The 14038-nt window shown below is 44.8% G+C and carries 13 protein-coding genes and 1 other annotated feature; of the genes, 10 read left to right on the top strand and 3 right to left on the bottom strand.

Annotated features, from left to right (window positions below):
* The 3 genes from CAG68_RS11580 to CAG68_RS11570 form a co-directional block, all read left to right on the top strand.
* Positions 1-1726, top strand: a 1726-nt coding sequence (locus CAG68_RS11580; protein ID WP_161441168.1) for a diguanylate cyclase domain-containing protein, incomplete at its 5' end; no start/stop codon positions are given.
* Positions 1727-1963: 237 nt separating this feature from the next.
* Positions 1964-4318, top strand: coding sequence for an aerobic respiration two-component sensor histidine kinase ArcB (gene arcB, locus CAG68_RS11575; RefSeq protein WP_005381826.1), 2355 nt, complete (start codon positions 1964-1966; stop codon positions 4316-4318).
* A 1-nt stretch (position 4319) separates the two neighbouring features.
* Complete coding sequence (locus tag CAG68_RS11570) at positions 4320-4769, top strand: hypothetical protein (protein WP_161441167.1); 450 nt, start codon at positions 4320-4322, stop codon at positions 4767-4769.
* A gap of 85 nt (positions 4770-4854) precedes the next feature.
* Here the strand turns inward: CAG68_RS11570 and arcA are convergent, their stop codons facing one another.
* Positions 4855-5571: a two-component system response regulator ArcA gene (gene arcA, locus CAG68_RS11565; protein ID WP_005381824.1), complete on the bottom strand. Its 717-nt coding sequence runs from the start codon at positions 5569-5571 to the stop codon at positions 4855-4857.
* A gap of 361 nt (positions 5572-5932) precedes the next feature.
* Between arcA and CAG68_RS11560 the strand changes: the two genes are divergently transcribed.
* Positions 5933-6340 carry a DUF3293 domain-containing protein gene (locus CAG68_RS11560; RefSeq protein ID WP_053306886.1) on the top strand — a complete coding sequence of 136 codons (408 nt, stop codon included), beginning with the start codon at positions 5933-5935 and terminating at the stop codon, positions 6338-6340.
* Positions 6341-6404: 64 nt separating this feature from the next.
* Positions 6405-6887 (top strand): putative 4-hydroxy-4-methyl-2-oxoglutarate aldolase, encoded by a 483-nt coding sequence (locus tag CAG68_RS11555; protein ID WP_005381822.1) that lies wholly within the window; start codon positions 6405-6407, stop codon positions 6885-6887.
* Here CAG68_RS11555 and CAG68_RS11550 read toward each other — a convergent pair.
* Positions 6884-7354 (bottom strand): hypothetical protein, encoded by a 471-nt coding sequence (locus tag CAG68_RS11550; RefSeq protein WP_047102035.1) that lies wholly within the window; start codon positions 7352-7354, stop codon positions 6884-6886. The two genes, CAG68_RS11555 and CAG68_RS11550, sit on opposite strands and share 4 nt — an antisense overlap.
* A gap of 423 nt (positions 7355-7777) precedes the next feature.
* Between CAG68_RS11550 and thrL the strand changes: the two genes are divergently transcribed.
* From thrL to CAG68_RS11525, 5 genes are all read left to right on the top strand, one after another.
* Positions 7778-7855 carry a thr operon leader peptide gene (gene thrL / locus CAG68_RS11545; RefSeq protein ID WP_074192076.1) on the top strand — a complete coding sequence of 26 codons (78 nt, stop codon included), beginning with the start codon at positions 7778-7780 and terminating at the stop codon, positions 7853-7855.
* Positions 7791-7910 (top strand) — a sequence feature (Thr leader region). (Overlaps the previous gene by 65 nt.)
* A 53-nt stretch (positions 7911-7963) precedes the next feature.
* Entirely contained in the window at positions 7964-10423 is a 2460-nt protein-coding gene (thrA, locus tag CAG68_RS11540) for a bifunctional aspartate kinase/homoserine dehydrogenase I (RefSeq protein ID WP_065274188.1), read from the top strand.
* Positions 10424-10443: 20 nt separating this feature from the next.
* Positions 10444-11400 (top strand): homoserine kinase, encoded by a 957-nt coding sequence (gene thrB / locus CAG68_RS11535; RefSeq protein WP_017635074.1) that lies wholly within the window; start codon positions 10444-10446, stop codon positions 11398-11400.
* Complete coding sequence (thrC, locus tag CAG68_RS11530) at positions 11397-12677, top strand: threonine synthase (RefSeq protein WP_086046532.1); 1281 nt, start codon at positions 11397-11399, stop codon at positions 12675-12677. The genes thrB and thrC overlap by 4 nt, the downstream gene beginning before the upstream one ends.
* A gap of 139 nt (positions 12678-12816) precedes the next feature.
* Positions 12817-13476 (top strand): NADPH-dependent FMN reductase, encoded by a 660-nt coding sequence (locus CAG68_RS11525; protein WP_005382842.1) that lies wholly within the window; start codon positions 12817-12819, stop codon positions 13474-13476.
* Positions 13477-13586: 110 nt separating this feature from the next.
* On the opposite strand, the gene grcA is transcribed toward CAG68_RS11525, so the two are convergent.
* Positions 13587-13964 (bottom strand): autonomous glycyl radical cofactor GrcA, encoded by a 378-nt coding sequence (grcA, locus tag CAG68_RS11520; RefSeq protein WP_005381814.1) that lies wholly within the window; start codon positions 13962-13964, stop codon positions 13587-13589.
* Between the last annotated feature and the right edge of the window lie 74 nt (positions 13965-14038).

Raw genomic sequence — 14038 nt, 5'->3', positions numbered from 1 at the left:
GCTTTGGGGTGGTCAAGGCGGTTATGGCTATGTCGTCTTGTTATTAATCGCAGGCGTGTGTGCGTTAGCACTGATCTATTTGCACTTTCAGACGTCACTTAAGCAACTAGTAACGGATTCTCCCTATCCAGTCATAGTGGTGGACACTAGCCATGCTCAGCTCTTGCTATCTAACCAGGCTGCGATGCAGTTATTAGGCATTCGCTCTTTGGGAACGGGGTATTTGTATCCTGCTTTATTCGATATTCATGAGCTTGAGCTGTTTCTCGATCGCTTCTCTAGTCGTCATTTTCGTCAGCAGGCTTTTGACTGGCGACTATCTGATAGTGAATCTATTAAAGTGGAGCTGTCAGGCAGAAAGAGTTTATTGCGCAATCATCGAGTTTGGATTCTTTATGCTCAGCCATATCAAGCCACTCACCAAGAGCAGCAACAAGAACTTGCCCAATTAATCATCGCACGTTCGGCATTAGACTCACTTTCAGAGCTAATTTGTACCCAAGACCGCCAAGGCAATCTGTTAACGACCAATCGAGCATTTGATCAATTCTGGCAAGGGCGAAGGGAAGAAGCTTGCGCATCCAAGGCGTTGGGTGAGATGACCAGAAAAAGCGAACGTAAATGGACAACGGATCCACAAGGTCGAAGTTGCTTATTGGAAGTCAATCAAAACTCTCTTGTTTCGCCGAGTGGTGAGCTTATCGGTACGCTGTCTATTAGTCATGACGTGACTGAATGGCACAAGATGCAACAGAATCTGCGAGATGAAATGGAGCGTCGCAAAGATACAGAGGTGGCGCTAGCGCAAAGAGATACTATCTTACAAACGATTCTGGATGCCAGTCCGGACTCTATTGGTATTTTCAATGAGAACATGGTCTATCAAGCGTGTAATCAGCCTTTTGTTAAGGCGTTAGGCATTTCAAAAATTTCTGATTTGATAGGTAAGCGCCTCCAAGACGTGATTCCTAAAGAGATGTACGCGCGCTTAGCAGACAGTGACTTAGAAGCATTACGCCAGTTAGAGCCAGTTCGATACATAGATAAAGTCGTGAGTAGTGATGGTAAAAGTACGTGGTTTGATGTGGTGAAATCGCCTTTTAAAGATAAAGCATCAGGAACGAATGGTGTGCTGATCATGGCGCGTGATATTTCTGAGCGTTATCTTGCAGAACAAAAGTTGGAAAAAGCCAACCTAGAGTTAGAAAAATTGAGCTTTATGGATAGCTTAACTCAAGTATCGAACCGACGCCGTTTCGACGAACAACTGCAGGTATTGTGGTACCACCATGCTAGAGAAAAGCTGCCGCTCACCATCATGTTATGTGACATCGACTTTTTCAAAGATTACAACGACTGTTACGGTCACCAACAAGGTGATGAAGCGTTAGTCAGTGTCGCTACCGTGTTTACACAAGTCATCAATCGTTCTTCGGATTGTGTTGCGCGTTATGGTGGCGAGGAGTTTGGTTTTATCTTGCCGAATACCACCACGGAAGGTGCGCGCAACGTAGCACAGCGTATTCATGAGAAAATTCTACAGCTTGATATGGAACACGACAGTTCAGAAGCATCTGAACGCCTTACCGTCAGTATCGGTCTGGTCTCTTACATTCCTCAGCATGGTGATGAACCCGAAATGGGCATCGCTATGGCTGACAGTGCGTTATACCAAGCTAAAGCTGATGGACGTAATCGCACCTGTATTCACCCCAGTTCTTGCTAACGCTTTGTGACCGCTTGCTCTAAGTTGATAGCTGATTGTTTAAATCACCGTATTAAACACGTTAAACTTACAGAAGCCTGTGCGCTCGTTGGTTTATCTTTCTATCTCGTGTCACAAGCGCAGATCGCACCGTGTGTTTTTCACTAATCAAACAGACCTAAATTGCGTTAGGTCGAGTGCATTTACCTGTTTTTCATCATCGAATGGCTCTATCTAGCCACCACCATGGAGTAGTTAATGAAACCCATGAAAAACCTCGCCCAGTATTATGTCGACTTGCTAGTCAAACTGGGGATTGTTCGCTTCTCTATTTTGCTAGCCCTTGCGCTGGTGGCATTAGCTGTTGTGGTGCAGGTAGGGATTACTTTAGCTCTCAAAGGGCGAGTAGATGATATCGACATTGTCCGTTCGGTGTTTTTTGGTCTATTGATCACCCCTTGGGCGGTTTACTTCCTCTCTGTGGTTGTCGATCAACTAGAAGAGTCTCGCCAGCGTTTAACTAAGCTGGTGTCCAAACTGAAGGACATGCGTTCGCGAGATCAAGAGCTGAATTACCAACTTCAACAAAACATTGAAAAGCTTAACCAAGAAATTGAAGAGCGTATTAAAGCGGAAGAAGCACGTGAAGAGGCGATGCAAGACCTCGAAAACGAGGTGTTCCAACGCGAACGTACTCAATTAGAGTTGGCAGAACGTACCGCATTACTGCGTTCATTTATTGATGCCTCACCAGACTTAATTTACTACCGCAATGCGGATGGTGTTTTCTCTGGCTGTAACCGCGCGATGGAAGAGCTAACGGGCAAGAAAGAGCACCAGTTAGTCGGATTAAGCCCTTGGGATGTGTATAGCAAAGAAATCGCCGAGCATATCGTTGATACTGACCAAAAGGTTTTTGCCGATAATCAAGCGATTACTTACGAGCAATGGCTCGAATACCCAGATGGTCGCAAGCATTACTTTGAGCTGCGTAAAGTGCCATTTTACAGCAAAGATGGCCGCCACCTTGGTCTCGTTGGGTTCGGTCGTGATATCACTGAACGTAAGCGCCATGAAGAGTCGTTAGAGAAAGCAAGCCGCGACAAAACTACCTTCATCTCAACCATCAGTCATGAGCTGCGAACGCCGCTGAATGGCATTGTAGGCTTAAGTCGTATGCTTCTAGATAGTCCGTTGACAGAAGAGCAGCGTAAACACATGCAGACCATCAATGTGAGTGCGATTACGCTAGGTAACATCTTCAACGATATTATCGATATGGATAAATTTGATCGCCGTAAGTTAGAACTATTACCTGCGCCACTTAACTTCGAAGACTTCGTCGCAGAGATTGAGAGTATCTCTGCTCTGATGGCGGAACAAAAAGGGTTACGCTTTGACTTAGAACGTTTAAGCGACTTGCCAAAAGCAATTGAAGTGGATGCAACCCGTCTACGTCAGGTGATTTGGAACTTGGTCAGCAACGCAATGAAGTTCACCAAAGAAGGTGGCGTTGTGATGACAGTGAGCGCGGATGTCGAAGACGATTTTGCGACCATTATTATGGAAGTGGAAGACACTGGTATTGGTATCCCAGACGAAGAGCTAGATAAGATCTTTGCGATGTACTACCAAGTGAAATCAGGCAAGGACAACCTGCATGCGGTCGGTACAGGTATTGGTTTGGCGGTATCTAAGCAACTGATCAATATGATGGATGGTGACATTACGGTTACCAGTGAGGAAGGCTTTGGTAGCACTTTTACTGTATCGATCCACGTTCCGATTGTTGAACTAGCTGAGCCAGTCATTGATGCGAAACGCGACAATGTGCGCCTCAACATATTTATGGTCGAAGACATCGAGCTTAACGTAACTGTGGCTAAATCGTTACTAGAGAGCCTAGGGCACTCTGTCACCGTGGCAATGACGGGCCAAGAAGCGTTAGTGAACTTTGTGCCAGAAAAATACGACTTAGCGTTGTTGGATATCCAACTGCCTGATATGACGGGCTTTGATGTCGCCAATTATTACCGCAAGCATTATAACAATCTTCCTCCATTGGTCGCCTTAACTGCTAATGTAATGAAAGATCGTCGTGAATACTTAGATAACGGCATGGATGATGCGATCAGTAAGCCGCTGGCAGTGAATGCTATTCAGTCAGTGATTGATAAATTCTTCGCTCACCAGTTAGAACAACCTAAGGAAGTGGTGAGCGGTCCCGAAACAGTGGAAGAGCCAGTGCCTTCTCCTGTGATTGAGACACATTTGCTCGATATGGATATGTTAGAGTCTTACGTCGACATTGTTGGTGCAAAACCTGTCTACGACAGCATAAAAATGTTTGAAGATATGATGCCAGACTATATCGATGTCTTAGATTCGAACATGACAGCGAAAGATCAAGATGGGATTGTTTCTGAAGCGCATAAAATCAAAGGTGCTGCAGGTTCAATTGGCCTGAAACGTATCCAAAGTGTGGCGCAAAAAGCGCAATCGCCCGATATGCCAGCATGGTGGGAAAACATTTCAGACTGGGTTGAAGAGATCAAAAATGAATACCAAAACGATATTCAAGTCCTCAAAAGTTGGTTGGAACAAAGGAAATAACATGAAAAGAATCGCACCATTGGCATTAGCCATGGCATTGATGGCAGGCTGTAGTTCCGTTCCAAATGTGAATTGGCAACAAAACAGTCAGATTACGATTAATGAGGTTAATGTTGAGCTCAAAAGTAATTTATGGGTGAACCTCATGCCGAATATTGGGGACGTGGAAGAGCAAAGTATTCAAGGTGCACTTTACCTCGAAGGATATCAGTTACTTCCTGCAAATCTAACGGCAGAAGCTCTTATTATTAAACAGGGGCAAAAAGAGTGGTTGGTGGACAGTGCGTCTTTAGATACTCGAACGCACAGTGAAAGCCGATGGGAGGTGGCGTTCTCGTCTCACATTGATGTGAACACAGAAAAATCGGTTGATATCGCAGTGCTTCTAGACGATGCGGGTAAACAGCGTTGGTTAGTCGAAAAGTACGTGAAGATTAACAAGGTTTATTAACCGCAATGATGTTGCATTAGTCGTTAGACCTAAAACAAAAAGGGCTTGCTCAATGAGCAAGCCCTTTGCATATTAGCGGTTAAATCTAGTCTTCTAGATCGCCACAGAAGCGGTAACCTTCGCCGTGGATAGTGGCGATGATTTCTGGCGTACCTGAAACAGACTCAAAGTGCTTACGGATACGACGAATCGTTACGTCTACAGTACGGTCGTGTGGCTTAAGTTCACGACCAGTCATCTTCTTAAGAAGATCTGCACGAGTTTGAATCTTACCCGGGTTCTCACAGAAGTGCAGTAATGCGCGGAACTCAGAGCGAGGTAGCTTGTAGCTATCACCAGCAGGGCTTACTAGAGAGCGGCTGTTGATGTCTAGTACCCAACCGTTGAATTCATACTTTTCTACCGAGCGCTTCTCTTCTTGCACCGCGTTAGAGCTCATTGAGCGACTAAGTAGGTTACGTGCACGAATAGTTAGTTCACGTGGGTTGAATGGTTTAGTGATGTAGTCATCTGCACCAATCTCAAGACCTAGGATCTTGTCTACTTCATTGTCACGGCCTGTCAGGAACATTAAAGCAATGTTCGCTTGCTCGCGTAATTCACGCGCTAGTAGAAGGCCATTCTTGCCTGGAAGATTAATGTCCATAATAACCAAGTTGACTGAGTTATCAGACAACACTTGGTGCATCTCTTCACCGTCACTGGCTTCAAAAACAGCGTATCCCTCTGCTTCAAAAATACTCTTAAGAGTGTTACGAGTTACTTGCTCATCTTCAACGATAAGAATCTGCGGGGTTTGCATTGGCGGTACCTAAATTTGTGACAAAATTGTGCTAATAGAATAAATTCTAGGCAAAAATATAACATACAGGTAATGTGATTTTGATAATAAATCAAGTTGATCAAAAAAACACTTCTTTCAGTTATCCGCCCTCCATGGAATTTTGCCAACTCACCAGTATCCAATGGCGACGTTTATTCTAAAGGGCTTGTTTACCTTTCATTTCCTGCTTTCAGTGGGGCCTGAAACGTAAACACCCTAAGATATTGAGCGGATTTTATATTGTTAACAGCATGCTAACAATGCTCAAATGTTAATTCCATTCAGTTTGTTGATTTATATCAATTGATGAAATGTAACTGTTATTAATCGTTTAAGACTTATGATAGAAAAAAGTAATACGAACATAGACGCATCGTTATGGAATGCTTATTCAGAATCTTTTTTCAGATTCGAAGCCGAGTGGCGTGTTTCAAACTATGCTGTGATAACCGCTTGGAACCCATACAGTAACTTGAGGTCCAAAGAAGAGAACAGCATAAACAATCACGCGTTAGAAAAACAGCTACAGCACGTTAATTACGCGCCTGTCACGGTAGGTGATAGCGCTTTTACATGGTATGAGGAAAGCTTTGCCGTCGAGTTGTCGCCAGAGGTAGCCGTTGAATTGGCGAATGACTTTCAACAAAACGCGATTTATTACGTCATTAATGACCAACTTTATCTTATTGCGTGCTCGCAGCCGAAAGTTTTTCATACGTTAGGCTCCATTAAACCTCGGCTCGTATAGAAGGTATAGAAAAGGATACTGCTCACTGAAGCATCGCTTGGGTGAGAAAATTCACGGAGGAAATATGAGAGACATTACACCCGATATTTGTGACCAATTTGAAGACCAAGTGAGCTTGCTTACTTTACCATTGCAGAACTTTGGTCAACGTAGCGCTTTTTACGGTGAAATCGTTACGGTGCGCTGCTATCACGATAACTCGAAAGTGCGTGAAGTACTGGGCGAAGATGGAACGGGTAAAGTATTGATTGTTGACGGGCATGGATCGTGTCAGAGAGCATTACTCGGCGATCAATTAGCGATACTCGGAATAGAAAATGGGTGGGAAGGCATCATTGTCTATGGTGCAATACGCGACGTAGCACAAATATCTCAAATGGACATTGGCGTTCAAGCTCTTGGAACTAACCCGTTTAAAACAGAGAAACGCGGGATAGGAGAGGTAAACGTAACCTTAACGATGCAAAACCAAATCGTTCAACCTAAGCACTACGTTTACGCGGACTGGAACGGTGTATTGATTTCTAAGCAAAAGCTGGACTTCTAAAAACGAAAGCCTAAACCAACCTCAAAGCCTTGTTGCCAATCTTGGTAATCAAGAGTCGCGTGAAGATCCAGTTTATCGGTAATTTTTACGCGACTTGATACTTCAGCCGCGAGGCTGCTGTCGTCTTGGCGAATACCTTCAGCTGTTTCGTTCTTGTAAGAGCGAACTGTACTTTTCAGCGTGACACGATCATTAAAGTGATAGCTGATCCCACTCAAAAAACCACTTTGATTTTGGGTAGGAGAGTTATTGACTCGCGCACCGACATAAACGTCTACCGAATCAAAAAGTTCGTAGGCGTAACCCGTATCGATATTCCAAACATCAAAACTGTCAGACTGATAACTGTCGCTGGAAATGAATAGTTTATGAGGAGAAGGGGATGTTTTACCTGGAAGCGGCGGAAGCTCGTTTGCTAGACAAACACCAGGCACAAAAAACAGCAACAGAAAAAGCCATCTTTTCATGTTCACCACTCCTTGTGTCAACTTTTTTATTAGTATGCGCCCAAAGCTTCTCACTATTAAAGCATAGAATATGAAAGCTAGCTCACCTATTTTCTAAATAATTCGATCCTATGAACATAAGTCACAGTTAAGTTGTTGTTATGTGTCACAACCCTCTCGAATTATTTGATCGTACGTTTTATGGCAAAGATCAGACTAGTTATTAGATAAAAAACCGAACTGGTGATGATGGTTAAGTCCTTTACAAAAACTAACTGTAGATTTTCAAATGATCAATAATGTGTAATTAACTATAAATATCAATGACATTGCTTAGCAGAAATCTCTGAAAGATGTAAAAACAAACAATTTTTTGTTGACTATGTATCAGAAACTCGGTAAACGTAGAGTTAAGCAAACACAATTAACGTTGAATATTTATTTATGCCATCTAACAGCCTAGTAGTAATGACCACGACCATTATTATTACCGACACGACACATGTTGGGGCAGGCTGCTGAGCGAAAGAAATTCACAAAAAAGGCCTGTATCCAACAAGATACAGGCCTTTTTTTATGCTTTTTTATCCAGAATTTAGACAAATTTAAGAAGATATACCGGAGGAAGGGATGCGAGTATTGAAGTTTGGCGGATCATCACTAGCTGATGCAGATCGCTTTTTGAGAGCGGCAGACATTATTGCCAATAACGCTCAACAAGAAGAAGTAGCGGTTGTTCTTTCCGCTCCTGGTAAAACAACAAACAAATTGGTTGCGGTCATTGAAGGCGCATTGCGCAATGGTGAAGCAGAACTACAAATCAAAGAGTTGGAGGAGTCGTTTAAAACGCTCTTCACTCAAATCCAAGCAGTACTACCCAATATCGATGGTTCAGCTTTCGATAACCAAGTGAAAACTTCTCTCTCTCAATTACGCCAATTCGTTCATGGCATCAATCTTCTTGGCATGTGCCCAAACAATGTTAATGCACGTATTATTAGCAAAGGCGAACGCGTTTCGATTCAATTGATGAAGGCAGTACTTGAAGCGAAAGGCCAACCTGCGCATCTTATCGACCCAGTTGAATACCTATACGCAAAAGGTGATCACCTTGAAGCCATGGTTGATGTAGACGTTTCAACGCAAAACTTCCGCCAAAACCCTCTTCCTCTGGGCCATGTGAACATTATGCCTGGCTTTACCGCCGGTAACGAGAAAGGTGAATTGGTAACACTTGGTCGCAATGGCTCTGATTATTCAGCGGCGGTTCTTGCGGCGTGTCTGCGCGCAGATTGTTGTGAGATCTGGACTGACGTAGATGGTGTATACAACTGTGACCCTCGTTTAGTAGAAGATGCTCGCCTGCTTAAATCTCTTAGCTACCAAGAAGCGATGGAGCTTTCTTACTTCGGTGCTTCCGTTTTGCATCCGAAGACCATTGCTCCTATCGCGCAGTTCCACATCCCATGTCTGATCAAAAACAGCTTTAACCCACAAGGTGCAGGAACTTTGATTGGGCAAGACACTGGTGAAGACAATCTGGCGATCAAAGGTATCACGACGCTAAACGACCTAACTATGGTTAACGTCTCCGGCCCAGGTATGAAGGGTATGGTTGGCATGGCAAGCCGCGTATTTGGCGCAATGTCTTCCGCTGGTGTGTCTATTGTTCTTATTACTCAGTCTTCTTCTGAGTACAGCATTAGCTTCTGTATTGAGGCAGAAGATAAAGCAAAAGCGCAACAAGTACTGGCCGATGCGTTTGAGTTGGAACTGAAAGATAGCTTATTAGAGCCGGTCGAGTTTATTGATAATGTTTCAATCATAACGTTGGTTGGTGACGGCATGCGTACATCGCGCGGTGTTGCATCTCGCTTCTTCTCATCTCTTGCTGAAGTGAACGTAAACATTGTAGCCATCGCACAGGGCTCATCTGAGCGTGCTATCTCAGCCGTGATTCCTGAAGATAAAATCTCTGAAGCGATCAAAGCGTGTCACGAGAACCTATTCAACTCTAAGCACTTCTTAGACGTATTCGTGGTTGGTATTGGCGGCGTTGGTGGTGAGCTGGTGGATCAGATCGAGCGTCAACAGGCGAAGCTTGCGGAAAAAGGCATCGTTATTCGCGTGTGTGGCTTGGCAAACAGCAAAGGTCTTCTGCTTGATAGTGAAGGTCTGCCACTCGATCATTGGCGTGATCGTATGTCGGCTGCGACAGAAGAGTTCAGCCTAGCGCGTTTGATTTCTTTGGTTCAACGTAACCACATCATCAACCCAGTATTGGTTGACTGTACATCAAGTGAAGATATCGCGAACCAATACGCTGATTTCTTAGCTGCTGGTTTCCATGTCGTTACACCAAATAAAAAAGCAAACACAGCAAGCATGGCTTACTACCATCAGCTTCGCGATGTTGCGCGCAGCTCTCGTCGCAAGCTGATGTACGAAACAACTGTGGGGGCGGGTCTACCGGTAATCGAAAACCTGCAAAACCTAATCTCAGCGGGTGATGAGCTAGAGCGCTTCAGCGGTATTCTTTCTGGCTCTCTGTCATACATCTTCGGTAAGTTAGATGAAGGTATGAGCCTAAGTGAAGCAACTAATATCGCAAAAGAAAATGGTTTTACTGAACCGGATCCTCGTGATGACCTTTCTGGTATGGATGTCGCGCGTAAGCTTCTGATCCTAGCTCGTGAAGCAGGCATGTCTCTAGAACTAGAAGACGTTGTGGTTGATCAAGCACTGCCACCAGGTTTTGATGATTCTGGTAGCGTTGATGAATTTATGGCGCGTTTACCTGAAGCAGACGCCTACTTTAAAGAATTATCTGCAAAGGCAGCGGAAGAAGGCAAAGTACTGCGCTACGTTGGTGAGATTAATGAGGGCAAGTGCACAGTAAGCATCGCTGCGGTGGATGAAAACGATCCAATGTATAAAATCAAGGACGGTGAAAATGCACTGGCATTTTACAGCCGTTACTATCAGCCAATCCCACTAGTGTTACGTGGCTATGGTGCAGGCACCGAAGTAACGGCTGCGGGTGTATTTTCTGACGTGATGCGTACTTTAGGTTGGAAACTAGGGGTATAACAATAATGAGTTCAAGTGATATGGATGTAGTGGTTTATGCCCCAGCATCAATTGGTAATGTAAGCGTTGGCTTTGATGTGCTGGGGGCTGCCGTGTCTCCAGTGGATGGCACACTATTGGGTGACCGTGTATTGGTGAAATCTGGGGCTGATCCGTTCAGCCTTAAAACGGCGGGTGATTTTGTTGAGAAATTGCCAACTGAACCAAAAGAGAACATCGTTTACGACTGTTGGCTTGTGTTTGCTCGTGAGTTAGACAAAAAAGGCGTTGAGCTAAAACCACTTGAGATGACGCTAGAAAAGAACATGCCAATTGGCTCTGGTTTAGGCTCAAGTGCATGTTCTATCGTTGCTGCATTAGATGCATTGAACCGATTCCATGGACAGCCACTTAACGAGACAGAATTACTAGCGCTGATGGGAGAGATGGAAGGCAAGATCTCTGGTGGTATTCACTACGACAACGTTGCGCCATGTTACCTTGGTGGTGTGCAACTGATGCTTGAAGAGTTGGGTATCATCAGTCAAGAAGTGCCTTGCTTTGATGATTGGTACTGGGTGATGGCGTATCCGGGTATCAAGGTATCAACGGCGGAAGCGCGTGAGATCCTACCATCTCAATACCGCCGACAAGATATCATTGCTCATGGTCGTCACCTTGCGGGCTTTATTCATGCGTGTCATTCTGGTCAGCCAGAACTTGCTGCAAAAATGATCAAAGACGTGATCGCAGAACCGTATCGTGAGAAACTGCTTCCAGGTTTTGCGAATGCACGTCAATACGCAGCGTCTGCGGGTGCATTGGCAACCGGTATTTCTGGCAGTGGTCCGACACTGTTCAGTATTTGCAAAGAGAAAGATGTCGCTGAGCGAGTTGCTCGCTGGTTAGAACAAAACTACGTACAAAACGAAGAAGGATTCGTCCACGTTTGTCGTCTAGATAAGCAGGGTTCGAAAGTAACAGGAAGTGAGCTATGAAGCTTTACAATATAAAAGAAAATGATGAACAAGTTTCCTTTGGCCAAGCCGTTCGCCAAGGGTTAGGCCGTAACCAAGGTCTATTTTTCCCATCGGAATTACCAAAATTTGAAGATATCGATGCGCTGCTTGCAGAAGACTTTGTCTCTCGTAGCACTAAGATTTTATCGGCGTTAATTGGAGATGAACTTACAGAGGAGCAAGTGAATGCTCTTGTTGATGCTGCATTCCAATTCCCTGCGCCAATTAATCAGGTCAAAGACGGTGTTTACGCTCTGGAACTGTTCCATGGTCCAACGCTTGCATTTAAAGACTTTGGTGGTCGCTTTATGGCGCAATCTCTTGCTGCGGTTTCGGACGGCGGCAAGATCACTATTCTGACTGCAACTTCCGGCGATACTGGCGCAGCCGTTGCGCATGCTTTCTACGGTATGGAAGACATCAACGTTGTGATTCTTTACCCGAAAGGTAAGATCAGCCCACTGCAAGAGAAGCTATTCTGTACGCTTGGTAAGAACATCCATACTGTCGCGATCGATGGAGACTTCGATGCGTGTCAGGCACTGGTTAAGCAAGCTTTTGATGATTCTGCACTGCGTGAAGAGATCGGTCTGAACTCTGCAAACTCAATCAACATCAGCCGTTTGATGGCGCAAATCTGTTACTACTTTGAAGCAGCTGCGCAAATGAGCAAGCAAGAGCGTGAAAACCTAGTGGTATCAGTACCAAGCGGTAACTTCGGTAACCTAACTGCTGGTCTATTGGCAAAAGCGTTGGGCTTGCCTATCAAACGCTTTATCGCTGCAACTAATGCCAATGACACGGTTCCTCGCTACCTAGAAACAGGTAAGTGGGAGCCAAAACCAACAGTCGCAACAACATCGAACGCGATGGACGTGAGCCAACCAAACAACTGGCCTCGTATTGAAGAGCTGTGCCGTGTGAAAGAGTGGGGCTTGGAGACGTTAGGTAAAGGTGCAGTATCTGATGAGCAAAGCGCACAGTCAGTGAAAGACTTACATGCTCTAGGCTATCTATGCGAACCGCACGGTGCGATTGCTTACCGCGTTCTTGAAGAACACTTGCAAGACGGTGAAACCGGTCTGTTCCTATGTACTGCTCACCCTGCGAAGTTCAAAGAAGTCGTGGATGATATTCTAGAATCCGATATCGAGCTTCCTGCGCCACTAGCGAAGCACGCTGCGATGGAGCTGCTATCGGAAGAGCTCGACGCAGACTTTGACGCATTGAAACAAGTACTGCGCCGCGTGCAGTAAGCTTCAAAGTATAGTAAGTATCAAAAACAGAAATAACGAGAGGTGAATGAGTAATCATTCACCTTTTTTATTGTCGGTAAGTTTTGACTCTCTTTATGATTGAGAAACGAACTTAACTAAATGAGATGGAAAGAGAAGCATGCATTTTTTGATTTTTCTTGGCTCAGTGAGAGACAGCACGCCACCACGACCAGCCCGTTTAGGAATGCGAGTCAGTAAAGCGTGTGAAAAACTCATCGCGAGTCAACATTCGCAACATACGGTCGAAATCATCGACCCTTTGAATTACGACTTTGGTGATGTGTTTAAGCCCGAGTTTGCTTATCACCGCTCTAAAGTTCCGCAGCACCTAAGTGAGCTAGCAGACAAAATCAAACATGCGGATGGGTATGTGATGGTTAGCCCGGAATATAACCATTCGATGAGTCCTGCCTTGGCGAACATGCTTAACCATTTCGGCAGTTCGCTGTTTTCTTACAAGCCGAGTGCTATCGTGACCTACTCTGCAGGGCAATGGGGTGGCGCTCGTGCTGCAGTGTCGATGCGTACCTTCTTATCTGAACTTGGATGTCTACCTGTCTCTGCGATGATCCACATTCCGAAAGCGCAAGAAGTCTTTGATGAACAGGGCGTTGCTGCGGATGAGTCGGAGCAGACGCAGTGGGACAACTATATGAATCGCACTATGCATCAATTGATTTGGTGGGCAGAAGGGGCGTCACTGCAAAGAGATAGGCTTGATCCAACCTCTGTAGCGCAAGCGTTTCAGAAAGATCCTTCGCAAAGAAATGCACCTTAGAGGCGAGTTGCTTTCCATTATAGAAAGGGGTTAGAAGGATTCTGAAACAAAAAAGCTTGGTCATTGCTGACCAAGCTTTTTAAATTCTAGCGAGCTAGTTTACTGAGAGATTATAGAGTCTCAGTAAAAGTACGAGCGATTACATCACGTTGTTGCTCTGGAGTTAGCGAGTTAAAACGTACTGCGTAACCAGAAACACGAATAGTTAGTTGTGGGTATTTCTCTGGGTGTGCAACTGCATCTTCTAGTGTTTCGCGTTTAAGCACGTTCACGTTTAGGTGTTGGCCGCCTTCGATACGAGGAGCAGTTTCGATTGCAACTTCACGGCTTTCGTATTCACCTAGGTCGCTGATTGCGATAACTTGGTCTGCTTCGTAGCCAGCAGTTGCAGCAACACAACGAGCTTCATTTTTTTCGCTATCTAATAGCCAGATAGAGTTTAGTAGGTCGTCGTTTGCCGCTTTTGTAATTTGGATACCTTGGATCATCACTATCTCCTAGACCACTTACGTGGTGATTATTGGTGTTAATTTTCGAATTTTCGTTGAGCTGAGTATTATAT

The sequence above is a fragment of the Vibrio sp. V42_P2S4T144 genome, assembly GCF_009904715.1.
GTDB classification, from domain to species: domain Bacteria; phylum Pseudomonadota; class Gammaproteobacteria; order Enterobacterales; family Vibrionaceae; genus Vibrio; species Vibrio alginolyticus.
The sequence above is the reverse complement of the archived record's forward strand: the minus strand, read 5'-3'. Positions and strand labels throughout refer to the sequence as shown.

Excerpts from the sequence above, each read along its gene's own strand:
- arcB (WP_005381826.1), top strand. The coding sequence starts at position 1,964 with ATGAAACCCATGAAAAACCTCGCCCAGTATTATGTCGACTTGCTAGTC.
- CAG68_RS11570 (WP_161441167.1), top strand. The coding sequence starts at position 4,320 with ATGAAAAGAATCGCACCATTGGCATTAGCCATGGCATTGATGGCAGGC.
- arcA (WP_005381824.1), bottom strand. The coding sequence starts at position 5,571 with ATGCAAACCCCGCAGATTCTTATCGTTGAAGATGAGCAAGTAACTCGT.
- CAG68_RS11560 (WP_053306886.1), top strand. The coding sequence starts at position 5,933 with ATGATAGAAAAAAGTAATACGAACATAGACGCATCGTTATGGAATGCT.
- CAG68_RS11555 (WP_005381822.1), top strand. The coding sequence starts at position 6,405 with ATGAGAGACATTACACCCGATATTTGTGACCAATTTGAAGACCAAGTG.
- CAG68_RS11550 (WP_047102035.1), bottom strand. The coding sequence starts at position 7,354 with ATGAAAAGATGGCTTTTTCTGTTGCTGTTTTTTGTGCCTGGTGTTTGT.
- thrL (WP_074192076.1), top strand. The coding sequence starts at position 7,778 with ATGCCATCTAACAGCCTAGTAGTAATGACCACGACCATTATTATTACC.
- thrA (WP_065274188.1), top strand. The coding sequence starts at position 7,964 with ATGCGAGTATTGAAGTTTGGCGGATCATCACTAGCTGATGCAGATCGC.
- thrB (WP_017635074.1), top strand. The coding sequence starts at position 10,444 with ATGGATGTAGTGGTTTATGCCCCAGCATCAATTGGTAATGTAAGCGTT.
- thrC (WP_086046532.1), top strand. The coding sequence starts at position 11,397 with ATGAAGCTTTACAATATAAAAGAAAATGATGAACAAGTTTCCTTTGGC.
- CAG68_RS11525 (WP_005382842.1), top strand. The coding sequence starts at position 12,817 with ATGCATTTTTTGATTTTTCTTGGCTCAGTGAGAGACAGCACGCCACCA.
- grcA (WP_005381814.1), bottom strand. The coding sequence starts at position 13,964 with ATGATCCAAGGTATCCAAATTACAAAAGCGGCAAACGACGACCTACTA.